The organism is Aeromicrobium panaciterrae (assembly GCF_039537165.1).
Taxonomy (GTDB): domain Bacteria; phylum Actinomycetota; class Actinomycetes; order Propionibacteriales; family Nocardioidaceae; genus Aeromicrobium; species Aeromicrobium panaciterrae.
Map to the genome: position 1 here is coordinate 2,356,944 of NZ_BAAAZZ010000002.1, position 12,670 is coordinate 2,369,613.

Consider the following 12,670-nt stretch of genomic DNA (forward strand, 5'->3'; position numbering starts at 1 on the left):
CCGGCACCCCTCAGGGTGCCGGGGCATCCCACGCCCTGAGCAACAGAGTCACCCCACAACTTTCGAAAGAAGTCACCTCCATGCCCAAGATCCTCGAATTTGACGAGAACGCCCGCCGCGCGCTCGAGCGTGGCGTCGACAAGCTCGCTGACACCGTCAAGGTCACGCTCGGCCCCAAGGGTCGCTACGTCGTGCTCGACAAGAAGTGGGGAGCTCCCACGATCACCAACGACGGCGTGACCGTCGCCCGTGAGGTCGAGCTCGACGACCCCTTCGAGAACCTCGGCGCCCAGCTCGCCAAGGAAGTCGCCACCAAGACCAACGACGTCGCCGGTGACGGTACGACCACCGCGACCGTGCTCGCCCAGGCGATGGTCCACGAGGGCCTCCGCGCCGTCGCGGCCGGCTCCAACCCGATGGGCCTCAAGAAGGGCATCGAGGCTGCGGTCGCCGCCGTCGTCGAGCAGCTCCACAAGCTCGCCCGCCCGGTCGACGACGTCAAGGACATGACCGACGTCGCCACCGTCTCGTCGCGCGACTCGCACATCGGTGAGCTCATCGCCGAGGCGTTCGACAAGGTCGGCAAGGACGGTGTCATCACGGTCGAGGAGTCCAACACGATGGGCACCGAGCTCGAGTTCACCGAGGGCATGCAGTTCGACAAGGGCTACCTGTCGCCCTACATGGTCACCGACACCGAGCGCATGGAAGCCGTGCTCGACGATCCCTACATCCTCGTCAACCAGGGCAAGATCTCCTCGGTCAGCGACATCCTCCCGCTGCTGGAGAAGGTCGTCGCGGCCGGCAAGACGCTGTTCATCATCGCCGAGGATGTCGACGGTGAGGCGCTCTCGACGATCGTCGTCAACAAGATCCGTGGCACGTTCACCTCGGTCGCCGTCAAGGCTCCCGCGTTCGGCGACCGCCGCAAGGCCATGCTGCAGGACATCGCCTCGCTGACCGGCGCAACCGTCGTGACGCCTGACGTCGGGCTCAAGCTCGACCAGGTCGGCCTCGAGGTGCTCGGCACGGCTCGCCGTGTCGTCGTCACCAAGGACGCCACCACGATCATCGACGGCGGCGGCGACAAGGCCGAGGTCGAGGGCCGCGTCAACCAGATCAAGGCCGAGATCGAGCTGTCCGACTCCGACTGGGACAAGGAGAAGCTCCAGGAGCGTCTCGCCAAGCTGGCCGGCGGCGTCTGCGTCGTCAAGGTCGGCGCGGCCACCGAGGTCGAGCTCAAGGAGAAGAAGCACCGCATCGAGGATGCCGTCTCGGCGACTCGTGCAGCGATCGAGGAGGGCATCGTCGCCGGCGGCGGTTCTGCTCTCGTCCATGCCGTCTCAGTGCTGTCCGACAACCTCGGTCTCACCGGCGACGAGGCGATCGGTGTCCGCATCGTGCGCATCGGTGCCGACGCCCCGCTGGAGTGGATCGCCCGCAACGGCGGCGTCTCCGGTGAGGTCGTCGTCAACAAGGTGCGCGAGAGCGGCGAGGGCTACAACGCCGCCACCGGTGAGTACGGCGACCTGGTGGCCCAGGGCGTCCTCGACCCGGTCAAGGTGACGCGTTCTGCGCTCGCCAACGCCGCGTCGATCACGGCCATGCTGCTGACGACAGAGACGCTGATCGTCGAGAAGCCCGCCGAAGAGGCTCCGGACGCGCACGCCGGTCACAACCACTGACACCCGCAACTCAAGCGGGCTCCACTCTCACGAGCGGAGCCCGCTTTTGCGTGCGGATAGATTCGTCGGCGTGAGCCCTCCCCACCACGACTTTGAAGGCGTACGCGCGGAGTTCGAGCTCCCTCCGGCCGCCGACACCGACCGGTTCCCAGCTGGCGTACTCGCCGAGGCCGCCACGATCGCCGATGCGGCTCGTGCCGATCTCGAGGACGCGACGGCGATCCCGTTCGTGACGATCGACCCGCCCGGTGCCAAGGACCTCGACCAGGCGATGTTCCTGGAGCGATCGGGTGACGGGTTCACGGTGCACTACGCGATCGCCGACCTCGGAGCAGTCATCCCGCCCAACGGTGCGGTCGACACCGAGGCTCGCCGCCGCGGCCAGACGATCTACCTGCCCGATGGACGCGTACCGCTCCACCCGCCGATCCTGTCCGAGGGTGCGCTGAGCCTGCTCGCCGATCAGGTACGTGGCGCCGCCGTGTGGACGATCGAGGTCGGCGCCAACGGCGAGCTGGGCGAGGTGTCCGTACGCCGCGCGCTCGTGAAGTCGGTCGCCCAGCTCGACTACGACGGCGTACAGAAGTCGTTCGACGCCGGCTCTCCGCACTCGTCGCTCGAGCCGCTTGCCGACCTGGGCCGGTTGCGGCAGCAGGTGCGTGTCGACCGCGGCGCGATCGAGCTGGCGCTGCCGGAGCAGGAGGTCTATAGAGTCCCCCGCAAGCGGGAGGTGCCCCCGGGCGACGACTGGCGGGTCGCGATGCGCGTCCGCACCGAGGTCGATGGCTGGAACGCCGAGGTCTCGCTGTTGACCGGCATGGCGGCCGCCCAGCTGATGCTCCGCGAGGAGGTCGGCCTGCTCCGTACGCTTCCGCCCGCTGACGAGAGAGCCACGAGATCGTTCCTGGCAACTGCGAAGACCCTGGGCGTCACGGTTCCCGAGGGTGCCACCCCGGCGCACGTGCTGCTGGCGCTCGACACCTCACGTCCGGCATCCCTCGCGCTCATGACAGAGGCCACCCGGCTCCTGCGCGGCGCGGGCTACGAAGCGTTCGACGGTTCGCGTCCGGTGCTGGTCGACCATGCCGGTGTCGGCGGGCCGTACGCGCACGTGACGGCGCCCTTGAGGCGGTTGGCCGACCGATTCGGCACCGAGGTCTGCCTGGCGATCTGTGAGGGGCGAGCCGTGCCCGAGTGGGTGCGCGAGGCCCTGCCGACGCTGCCCGAGATCATGCGTACGACGGACCAGCTCGCACACAAGGTGGACCGCACGTGCATCGACCAGGCGGAGGTCTGGTCGTTGGCGAAGCGCGTCGGCGAGTCGTTCACGGCGGTCGTGACCCACGTCGATCAATCTGGCGCAGAGGTCGTGCTGTACGAGCCGCCGGTGATCGCCAGGTGCACGGGCAGGGGCATGCGTGAAGGGGCGGAGATCGCGGTCCGCCTCGCGACGGTCGACGAACGACGACGCGAGGTCGCGTTCACGTACGAGGGGTAGCCGCAGACGTTCCAGTCACTTAGGTTAGGCTGGCCTTATGAAAATGCGACTCCCCGCGGCCATCGCCGCGCTAGCCCTGACCCTCGCCGCGTGTGGCTCGTCCGACGACGACAGCGCGTCCGGACCCTGGACCTTCACCGACGACCTTGGCAATTCGATCAAGCTCGACGCTGCGCCCGAACGACTCCTCGTGCAGTCGTCGATGGCCGCAGCGCTGACCGATCTGGGTCTCGGCGACGAGATCGTCGGTACGTTCGGCCCGCTCAAGAACGCCGCCGGCGAACCCGACTCCCAGGTTGCCGGCCTCGACGTCGATGACGTCACCGACGTCACCGCCGCCGGTGAGTACGGTGCGATCGACCTCGAGAAGGCTGCGACGCTCAAGCCCGACCTCGTGGTCACGAGCGCCTACCTCGACGACGATCTCTGGTACGTCAACGACGCCACCGCCAAGGACCTCGTGAAGCTCGCACCGATCGCGGTCGTCAGCTTCGACGGCAAGACCCTGCCGGAGCTGCTCGACGGCACCGAACGGGCAGCCAAGGCGCTGGGCGCCGACCTGGGCGACGATGACGTGAAGGAAGCGCACGACGCGTTCGACGCAGCGGCGAAGAGGGTCAAGGACGCGGGCACCAAGCTCGGAGACCGCAAGATCCTCGCCGGATCACCGTCCAAGGAGCTGTTCTACGCCTCCAACCCTGACATCAGCCCCGACCTGAGCTACTGGCGCAAGGAGCTCGGACTGCCCCTCGTCGTACCCGACAACCCCGACCCGGGCGGCTACTTCGAGAGCCTGAGCTGGGAGAAGGCCGACAAGTACCCGGCCGACATCTTCCTGTACGACGACCGCACCGGCGAGGCCGGCCTGAAGCTGCTCGACGACCAGCCGGTCTTCCAGACCTTGGCAGCGGCCAAGAACAAGGCTTACATCCCGTGGACGTCGGTGGCCCCGCCGAGCTACCAGGCGTACGCCGACCTGATGAACCGTCTCGCCGACGACCTCGCCAAGGTGAGCTAGGGCAGGGGTGCTCGAACTCACCAGATGAGGGGACAAACCGTCTGCTCCATGACCCGTACAATTGGTTCATGGAGCAGACGGGCATCCCAGACAAGTTCGCGGCCCTCGGGCTGACCTATGACGACGTGCTCCTCCTGCCGGGACTGTCCGACCTCAACCCGTCCGAGATCGACACCACGGCGCGACTGACCCGTGGCATCAACCTGAAGGTGCCGCTCATCAGTGCGGCGATGGACACCGTGACCGAGTCGCGCATGGCCATCGCGATGGCCCGCGAGGGCGGCATCGGGGTGCTGCACCGCAACCTCTCGCTCGAGGACCAGGCCTACCAGGTCGACCTGGTCAAGCGGACCCAGACCGGCATCATCTCCAACCCCGTGACGATCGGCCCCGACGCGACGCTGGAGGACCTCGACCGTACGTGTGGCGAGTACCGCGTCTCCGGACTCCCGGTCGTCGACACCGACAACCGGCTGCTCGGCATCATCACCAACCGCGACCTGCGCTTCACGCCCGTCGCCGAGTGGGCCTCGACCAAGGTCGACGAGGTCATGACCCCGATGCCCCTCATCACCGGCCACGAGGGCATCTCCCGCGAGGACGCCACGCTGCTGTTGCGCAAGCACAAGCGTGAGCGCCTGCCCCTGGTCGACGACTCCGGTCGCCTCGCCGGCCTGATCACGGTCAAGGACTTCGTGAAGTCCGAGCAGTTCCCCGATGCGTCCAAGGACGCCGACGGCCGGCTGATGGTAGGCGCCGCGATCGGTTACTTCGGCGATGCCTGGCAGCGCGCGACGACGCTGATCGAGGCCGGCGTCGACGTGCTCGTCGCCGACACGGCCCACGGCCACGTACGCATGCTGCTCGAGATCGTCGAGCGGCTCAAGACCGACCCTGCGACCAAGCACGTCCAGGTCATCGGCGGCAACGTCGCGACCCGCGAGGGCGCTCAGGCATTCGTCGACGCCGGCGCCGACGCCGTCAAGGTCGGTTTCGGTCCCGGCTCGATCTGCACCACCCGCGTCGTCACGGGTTGCGGCGTTCCGCAGATCACGGCGGTCTACGAGGCGTCGCTGGCGTGCAAGCCCGCCGGCGTACCCGTCATCGCCGACGGCGGCCTCCAGCAGTCCGGTGACATCGCCAAGGCACTGGTCGCCGGCGCCGACACCGTGATGATCGGTTCGATGCTGGCTGGCGTCGAGGAGTCGCCCGGCGAGGTCGTGTTCGTCAACGGCAAGCAGTTCAAGGCCTACCGCGGCATGGGGTCACTCGGCGCGATGAGCAGCCGCGGCAAGAAGTCCTACTCCAAGGACCGCTACTTCCAGGCCGAGGTCACCAGCGACGACAAGATCGTGCCCGAGGGCGTCGAGGGCCAGGTCGCGTTCCGCGGCCCGCTCTCCGCCGTCGCGCACCAGCTCATCGGTGGTCTCAACCAGTCGATGTTCTACGTCGGCGCACGTACGATCCCCGAGCTGCAGGACAAGGGCCGCTTCGTACGCATCACATCGGCGTCGCTCAAGGAGAGCCACCCCCACGACATCCAGATGACCGCCGAAGCACCCAACTATTCGTCCCGATGACTCGCTCCAGCGAATCACTCGGGATGAACGTTGGCGAAGCGCGAGCGTCCCACGCCGAAGGCGTCAGCCGCGAAACGTGGCGACCCGAAAGACTGAGGTAGCGATCCGGTGGCCACTCGCAACGTTGCCGTCTTCATCGACGCCGAGAACCTGTTCAAGGGCTACGGCAAGCTCGACATCCCCGATGTGTCGATGGACGACATCCTCGACCAGCTCGAGAAGGCAGCGTCGCGCGAAGCCGGTTCCGGCAGCATCGCGCTCTCGCGGGCGTACGCCGACTGGGGGCGTATCGGCCTGGAGGACTATCGCCGCGACGTGGTCCGCAGCGGGGTCGAGACAGTCCAGGTGTTCTCGGTCGGCAAGGCCGAGAAGAACGCCGCCGACATCGTCCTGGTCGTCGACTGCCTGCGGGCAGCCGCTGACCTCGACCAGCTCGAGGTCTTCATCCTCGTCTCTGCTGACGGAGACTTCGTGCCGCTGGTCCGTCGTCTCCACGAGCTCAACAAGTACGTCATCGGCGCGACGCTCGCCAACCACCCGGTCAACTCGGTGCTGGAGAAGGAAGTCGACCAGTACGTCGCCCTCAAGGTGAAGCCGGTGCCGCCGGCCGCGGCCTTGAAGCCGGTGTTCTCTGCAGACCCTGGCAAGCCGGCAGCAGCAGCGCCCAAGAAGGCACCGGCCAAGAAGGCAGCTCCCAAGAAGGCAGCGCCGGCCAGGAAGGCTGTCGACAAGGCACCTGCCGAGAAGCCGAAGGTCGAAGCTCCGCCGGCCAAGAAGAAGCAGCAACCACCCGCCCCGAAGCAGCAACCTGCCGCCAAGGCCAACTGGCATGACATGGCCCGCGAGATCGCCGTCGTCCACAAGGGCCCCGCGACATCGCCCGAGGACTACAAGGCGATCATCAAGAAGGTGCTGAACGACTCGAAGGTGCGCAGCTTCTGCGACAAGCTCGCCAACCAGGGCGGCACGCTCCCGATCCTCGCGATGGCGCTCAAGGCTGCTGCGCCGAGACTCAGCCCGTCGGACGCCAAGGTCAGCTCGCTGTCGCGCGCGCTGCGATTCGCCCTCGCCGACACGCAGTACGCGCTGGCCCGGGAGAGCGACGACGTACAACCGGTGCTCGTCCGCCGCCAGAGCAACCCGGCAGGCATGCTGCCCGACCTCACCCTCGACGACATCGCTCGAGGCGTTCAGTAGCCCACTAGGCTAGGCCGCATGGACATCGAGATCGGCACCGCCAAGCGCGGTCGGCGGGCCTATTCGTTCGACGACATCGCGATCGTGCCGAGCCGCCGTACGCGTGACCCGCAAGAAGTCTCGACCGCCTGGCAGATCGACGCCTACCGCTTCGAGCTGCCGCTGATCGCCGCGCCGATGGACTCCGTCATGAGCCCCGACACCGCGATCGCCCTCGGCAAGCACGGTGGGCTCGGCGTGCTCGACCTCGAGGGCCTGTGGACCCGGTACGAAGACCCCGAGAAGCTCCTCGACGAGCTTGCCAACGGACCGGCCGACACCAAGCGTCTCCAGGAGATCTACGCCGAGCCGATCAAGGCCGAGCTGATCAGCGCGCGCCTCCAGCAGGTACGCGACGCGGGTGTGACGGTCGCCGGCGCTCTCTCGCCCCAGCGCACCAAGCAGTTCGCCTCCGCAGTCGTCGACGCCGGTGTCGACCTGTTCGTGATCCGCGGGACCACGGTCTCGGCCGAGCACGTCTCCGGCAGCGCCGAACCCCTCAACCTCAAGGAGTTCATCTACGAGCTCGACGTCCCCGTGATCGTGGGTGGCTGTGCGACCTACCAGGCGGCGCTGCACCTGATGCGTACCGGTGCTGCGGGAGTGCTCGTCGGCTTTGGCGGCGGTGCGGCGCACACGACCCGCGAGGTGCTCGGCGTCGCCGTCCCCATGGCGTCGGCGGTCGCCGACGTTGCAGCGGCTCGCCGCGACTACCTCGACGAGTCCGGCGGACGCTACGTCCACGTCATCGCCGACGGCTCGATCGGCCGCAGCGGCGACATCGCCAAGGCCATCGCCTGCGGCGCCGACGCCGTCATGATCGGCTCGCCGTTCGCCCGTGCCGTCGAGGCCCCGGGTCGTGGCGTGCACTGGGGCGCCGAGGCCTGGCACCCTGAGCTGCCCCGTGGCGAGCGGGTCGAGATCGGCACGGTCGGCGACCTGGAGTCGGTGCTGTTCGGCCCGTCATCGGTGCCCGACGGCACCATGAACCTCATCGGCGCGCTGCGTCGTGCCATGGCGACGACGGGCTACAGCGATCTCAAGGAGTTCCAGCGGGTCGAGGTCGTCGTCGGTTGATCACGATCGACCGGGTCGGCTGGGACGACGCGGACGCCGTACGCCTGCGCGACGCCATGACCGCAGAGATCCGCGAGATGTACTCCGACGACCCGACGTCGCAGAACCGGGACGGCCGCCTCGACATCGACCCGGTATCGATCGTGCTGACAGTGCTGCTGCGAGACGACGAGCGGCCGGTCGGGCACGTCGCCCTTCGCCGGATGGGGGAGGACCTCGAGATCAAGCGGATGTACGTCGTGCCCGAACGGCGGGGCGGGGACCTCGCCGACCAACTGCTCGCCGCGGTCGAGCACGAGGCCCGTACGCTCGCCGCCCCGCGCCTCATCCTCCACACGGGAGACCGGCAGCGCGCGGCACTGGCGTTCTACTCCCGGCACGGCTACACACCGATCGACGTCTACCCGCCGTACGAGCAGCTCGCCTACTCCCAATGCTTCGAGAAGGTGCTCGGATGAAGGTCGAGTCGGTCCACGTCTATCCCGTCAAGGCGACGGCACCCACGTCGTTGGCTGCCGCGCAGGTCGAGTTCGGAGGACTTCGGGGGGACCGGCGCTGGATGGTCATCGATGAGGCGGGTGACTGGGTCACTGCCTCCAGGTCCGACGCGCTGCTCGGCGTCACGGCTGAGCTCGGCGACCGCCGCCTGCGGCTCACCGCCGAAGGCCGGCCTGAGATCACTGTCGACGAACCCGTGGCCGGTCGCGTGGTACCGGTGGCGATCTCCAGGTTGGAGACGGCAGTCGACGCCGGAGATACCGCGGCCGAATGGTTCAGTGCGATCGTCGGGGAGCCCGTACGTCTCGTGTGGCAGGACGATCCCGCCAAGCGTGAGGTGGGGGAGAAGCACGGTGGCCACCCCGACGACCGCGTCAGCCTCGCCGACGTGGCACCCCTGCTGCTGACGACCACGGCATCGCTCGACCAGCTCAACCGCTGGATCGCCGAGGACCACGAGCCGGAGACCGTCGTGATGCGCCAGTTCCGGCCCAATGTCGTCGTCGACGGTGACATCGCCTTTGCCGAGGACGACTGGCGAAACATCCGCATCGGCGACGTCGCCTACCGGTTCGCCGAGCACTGCGACCGCTGCGTCGTCACGACGATCGACCCCCAGACGCTGCACCACAGCAAGGAGCCGATCCGCTCGATGGCCCGGCACCGCAAGTGGGACGGCAAGACGTGGTTCGGCATCCGGATCATCCCGCTCAGCACGGGCACGCTCTCGGTCGGTGACACCGTCATCGTCGAATGACGTGCCAGGACCCGACTCCACAAGGAGCCGGGTCCTGAAAGGTGCACGGCGTCAGGCGACGACGGGGCGCTGCTCGCGGCGCTTTGCTCCGACCCGGCGACCGAGCGCCACCAGGCCGAATCCGACTGCGAAGATCGCTGCGGCCACGAGTCCGTACGAGACCGGGACTGTGTCGGGATCCTTCGGGAATGCCGAGGTGTCACCACCGACCCACTCCCGGATGAGCGCGACGCCTTGGTAGGTGAAGGCCCAGAGGTACGCGATCGCGTACGCCACGTTGGCGTTGAGGTGAGAGCGGACGAAGAAGCCGAGCGGGAACGCGAGCAGGACCGTGACGACGGCGATCATGACCGGATCTCCGTCTGGGTGGCGGGACGCTTCGACGCCGAGAACATCAGCACGACGATGACGACTGTCAGCACGACCCCCAGGGCCGAGATCGCCTTGATCTCTGCCGGCACGTCCACGAAGAACGCCGGCAGCGAGGTCAGGGTGATGACGATGATGCTTGCAGCTGTCAGACGTGCCGCGGGACGGCTGCGTTGGCGCCAGGCAACGATGCCGCCCACGGCGGCGACAACTCCCAGCACCGAGCAGACAATCAAGATGGCCAGCGGGGGTCCGTCCTCGCCGTCGCCGGTCGGGACCAGGAAGCTGGGGATGTTGGTGATGCCGTAGAAGATGGCCAGGCCGAGGCCGACCTTGTTCTTGGTGCTCCACGGTGTGGTGAGTGTGCTCATGGTGGCTCCTTGAATGGGTGGTGAGACCACAGTCGCCCGCGGACGCACTCCCCGGCATCGGTCGATACTCCCGATTCTCCGGGAGATCTCCCGACAGGCATAGGTGTCTGATCCCGGGTCATCGGACCCTGGAAGCGGGACAATCGACCCATGGCTCCCATCCGCGTGCTGCTCGCCGACGACCACCCGGTGGTCCGCAGCGGGCTCCGCGCGTTGCTCGAGTCACTGCCGGACTACGAAGTCGTGGCGGAGTCCCCGGACGGTGAAAGCGCCATCCGCGAGGCTCAGCTGGTTCGGCCCGATGTCGTGCTCATGGACATCCGGATGCCGGGGATCGATGGCATCGAGGCCACCCGTCGACTGCGAGCAGCCGTGCCCGAGACGGCGATCCTGGTGCTGACGATGTTCGACGACGACGACACGGTGTTCGCAGCGATGCGGGCCGGAGCGCAGGGATACCTGCTGAAGGGCGCCGAACAGGTCGAGATCGACCGGGGCATACGTGCGGTGGTGGCCGGCGAGGCGATCTTCAGCCCAGGCGTGGCGCAGCGCGTCCTTGGCTACTTCGCAGCATCGCCGGCCGCCGGGTCCGAGCCGTTTCCGGAGCTCACCACGCGTGAGCGGGAGGTCCTGGATCTCGTGGCCGCTGGTCGACGCAACCAGGCGATCGCCGAGGAGCTGTTCTTGTCGCCGAAGACCGTCGCGAACCACATCTCCTCGATCTTCGTGAAGCTGGCCGTGGCCGACCGGTCCGAGGCGATCGTGCGCGCCCGCCAGGGTGGACTCGGTGGGTCGTGACGCCCGAGTTGGCGGCTGCGATCGTGTTCGGCGTCTCCGCTGCGGGCGCCGGGTGGTTCGTGCTCCAGGGCACGATGGCGCGGACCTCCGGCGCAGCGCTCCTACTCGGTGGGATCGCGACACTCGCCGGGTCCGCCGCCATCGAGCTGGAGCTCGACAACACCGGTGCAACCTTGTTGCGCTCCGCCGGGTGCTTGCTGATACCGGCAGCGCTGGTGCTCTTTCCGAGACGTCGATGGAACGAGCCGGTCGGCTTCGTGCTGACGATTGTGGTGCTGGCCTCCGGTGGCATCGGCGTCGTGTGGCCGGGCGCCATCTACCCCCTGGGGTTCGTGATCGTGACGACGCTGCTGTTCGCCGTGTGGTGGGGTCTGGAACGGGGTGACGAGCACGAGCGTCGGGCGCTGACGTGGAGCTCCCTGGTCTGGATCGTTGGCGGACTGCTCGCCCTCCTCGTCGGGTTCGTGCGAGAGTCGGCGGGCGCGGGTGACGCGTTCAACATCGCGGCCCTCGTCGTCTCACTCGCCGCCTTGGGTCCGCCGGCCATGGTGGTCGGCGTGCTCCGCCCTGAGCTGGTCGACGTGCGTGGACTGGTGACGCGGGCGATCGTGGCGGCGACTGTGCTGTTCACCTTCCTCGCCGTGGCAGTCGGCGCGATCTCCGTCGTCGAGGACCTGTGCGGGCGACCACTCGAGGCGCCGCCGGTCGTCGTCCTCTGTGCGCTGTTGGCGTTCGGCGTGCGACCGCTGGAGGTCCTGCTGCGAGGTGTCGTCGACCAACTGCTGTTCGGGGACCGCCCCGACGCGCTCACCGCTGCGACGAGCCTGGCGGACCGCATCGGGGACGATCCCGTGCTCGCGCTGGACGCCATTCGTGAAGCGCTGGTCCTGCCGTACGCCAGCTTGCGTGTCGCGGGCAAGTCGCTCGCCACCTCTGGATCCGAGGTCACTCACACCCGCGTCCTGCCACTGCGCCTCGGCAACGATCTGTGGGGAGAGGTCGTCGTCGGTCTTCGTCCCGGCGACCTGGGATTGTCGCCCGCCGACGAGGACGTGCTGCGGATCGTTGCGCCACTGCTCGCGCAGACACTGCGGGCGCGGGCATTGGCAAGCGATCTCAAGGAGTCGCGAGGTGCCGCGATCACTGCCATCGAGGACGAACGCCGTCGCCTGCGACGTGACATTCACGATGGTCTGGGTCCGACCTTGAGCGGTGTCGCGTTCTCGGCGGATGCCGCTCGCAACCAGGTCCGCAGTGCGCCAGAGCGCGCTGAGGAGCTACTGCTCGATCTGCGGGCCGACACCGCCGGGGCCATCCTGGAGATCCGACGGCTGGTCGAAGGGCTCCGTCCTCCTGCGCTCGACGAGCTCGGCCTCGTCGGTGCCGTACGCCAGCACGCGGCAGCACTTCACACTGACGGGGGAGCGCTGGTGCAGGTGGAGGTGACGACGCCTGACGACCTCCCCGAGGTGTCGGCGGCTGTCGAGGTCGCTGCCTACCGCATCGTGGTCGAGGCGCTCACGAACGTCGCAAGGCACGCCCACGCCACTCGTGCGTGGGTCGACATCACCCATCGCGACGAGCACCTCCATGTGGAGGTACGCGACGACGGACACTCGACCGGATCGTGGACGTCCGGAGTCGGTGTGAAATCGATGCGGGAGCGAGCTGAGCAAGTAGGTGGAACCCTTTCAGCCGGTCCGGCAGGCGACGGCGGACTCGTCGAGGCCACGATCCCGCTCTAGCGCCAGCGAGTCGACAACGTCACACGCCACCTCGTGGC

The 12,670-nt window shown here is 68.0% G+C and carries 12 protein-coding genes; 10 read left to right on the forward strand and 2 right to left on the reverse strand.

Features of this window, described 5'->3' with window-relative positions:
• Positions 1-80: 80 nt before the first annotated feature.
• The 8 genes from groL (at position 81) to ABD683_RS12495 (ending at position 9,349) form a co-directional block, all read left to right on the forward strand.
• Positions 81-1,685, forward strand: a complete 1,605-nt coding sequence (gene groL, locus ABD683_RS12460; protein WP_344770273.1) for a chaperonin GroEL — start codon at positions 81-83, stop codon at positions 1,683-1,685.
• Between the two features lie 70 nt (positions 1,686-1,755).
• Complete coding sequence (locus ABD683_RS12465; RefSeq protein WP_344770274.1) at positions 1,756-3,183, forward strand: RNB domain-containing ribonuclease; 1,428 nt, start codon at positions 1,756-1,758, stop codon at positions 3,181-3,183.
• A gap of 37 nt (positions 3,184-3,220) precedes the next feature.
• Positions 3,221-4,201 (forward strand): ABC transporter substrate-binding protein, encoded by a 981-nt coding sequence (locus tag ABD683_RS12470; RefSeq protein WP_344770275.1) that lies wholly within the window; start codon positions 3,221-3,223, stop codon positions 4,199-4,201.
• A 68-nt stretch (positions 4,202-4,269) separates the two neighbouring features.
• Entirely contained in the window at positions 4,270-5,781 is a 1,512-nt protein-coding gene (gene guaB / locus ABD683_RS12475) for an IMP dehydrogenase (protein WP_344770276.1), read from the forward strand.
• 108 nt (positions 5,782-5,889) lie between these two features.
• Positions 5,890-6,978: an NYN domain-containing protein gene (locus ABD683_RS12480; RefSeq protein ID WP_344770277.1), complete on the forward strand. Its 1,089-nt coding sequence runs from the start codon at positions 5,890-5,892 to the stop codon at positions 6,976-6,978.
• A gap of 18 nt (positions 6,979-6,996) precedes the next feature.
• Positions 6,997-8,094: a GuaB3 family IMP dehydrogenase-related protein gene (locus ABD683_RS12485; protein ID WP_344770278.1), complete on the forward strand. Its 1,098-nt coding sequence runs from the start codon at positions 6,997-6,999 to the stop codon at positions 8,092-8,094.
• On the forward strand, positions 8,091-8,552 hold the full coding sequence (locus ABD683_RS12490; protein ID WP_344770279.1) for a GNAT family N-acetyltransferase: 462 nt from the start codon (positions 8,091-8,093) through the stop codon (positions 8,550-8,552). The genes ABD683_RS12485 and ABD683_RS12490 overlap by 4 nt, the downstream gene beginning before the upstream one ends.
• On the forward strand, positions 8,549-9,349 hold the full coding sequence (locus tag ABD683_RS12495; protein WP_344770280.1) for an MOSC domain-containing protein: 801 nt from the start codon (positions 8,549-8,551) through the stop codon (positions 9,347-9,349). Before ABD683_RS12490 ends, ABD683_RS12495 begins: the two co-directional genes overlap by 4 nt.
• Before the next feature lie 51 nt (positions 9,350-9,400).
• On the opposite strand, the gene ABD683_RS12500 is transcribed toward ABD683_RS12495, so the two are convergent.
• Positions 9,401-9,697, reverse strand: a complete 297-nt coding sequence (locus ABD683_RS12500) for a hypothetical protein (protein ID WP_344770281.1) — start codon at positions 9,695-9,697, stop codon at positions 9,401-9,403.
• Positions 9,694-10,089, reverse strand: a complete 396-nt coding sequence (locus ABD683_RS12505; RefSeq protein ID WP_344770282.1) for a hypothetical protein — start codon at positions 10,087-10,089, stop codon at positions 9,694-9,696. Before ABD683_RS12505 ends, ABD683_RS12500 begins: the two co-directional genes overlap by 4 nt.
• A 150-nt stretch (positions 10,090-10,239) precedes the next feature.
• Here ABD683_RS12505 and ABD683_RS12510 point away from each other — a divergent pair, with 150 nt between their 5' ends.
• Both ABD683_RS12510 and ABD683_RS12515 read left to right on the forward strand, forming a co-directional pair.
• The gene (locus tag ABD683_RS12510; RefSeq protein ID WP_344770283.1) at positions 10,240-10,887 is read left to right on the forward strand and encodes a response regulator; all 648 of its coding nucleotides are present in this window, start codon (positions 10,240-10,242) and stop codon (positions 10,885-10,887) included.
• Complete coding sequence (locus ABD683_RS12515; protein ID WP_344770284.1) at positions 10,884-12,632, forward strand: sensor histidine kinase; 1,749 nt, start codon at positions 10,884-10,886, stop codon at positions 12,630-12,632. Before ABD683_RS12510 ends, ABD683_RS12515 begins: the two co-directional genes overlap by 4 nt.
• The last annotated feature ends 38 nt before the right edge of the window (positions 12,633-12,670 follow it).

Coding starts and splice junctions, on each gene's coding strand:
- groL (WP_344770273.1), top strand. CDS start 81: ATGCCCAAGATCCTCGAATTTGACGAGAACGCCCGCCGCGCGCTCGAG.
- ABD683_RS12500 (WP_344770281.1), bottom strand. CDS start 9,697: ATGATCGCCGTCGTCACGGTCCTGCTCGCGTTCCCGCTCGGCTTCTTC.
- ABD683_RS12495 (WP_344770280.1), top strand. CDS start 8,549: ATGAAGGTCGAGTCGGTCCACGTCTATCCCGTCAAGGCGACGGCACCC.
- ABD683_RS12470 (WP_344770275.1), top strand. CDS start 3,221: ATGAAAATGCGACTCCCCGCGGCCATCGCCGCGCTAGCCCTGACCCTC.
- guaB (WP_344770276.1), top strand. CDS start 4,270: ATGGAGCAGACGGGCATCCCAGACAAGTTCGCGGCCCTCGGGCTGACC.
- ABD683_RS12485 (WP_344770278.1), top strand. CDS start 6,997: ATGGACATCGAGATCGGCACCGCCAAGCGCGGTCGGCGGGCCTATTCG.
- ABD683_RS12505 (WP_344770282.1), bottom strand. CDS start 10,089: ATGAGCACACTCACCACACCGTGGAGCACCAAGAACAAGGTCGGCCTC.
- ABD683_RS12510 (WP_344770283.1), top strand. CDS start 10,240: ATGGCTCCCATCCGCGTGCTGCTCGCCGACGACCACCCGGTGGTCCGC.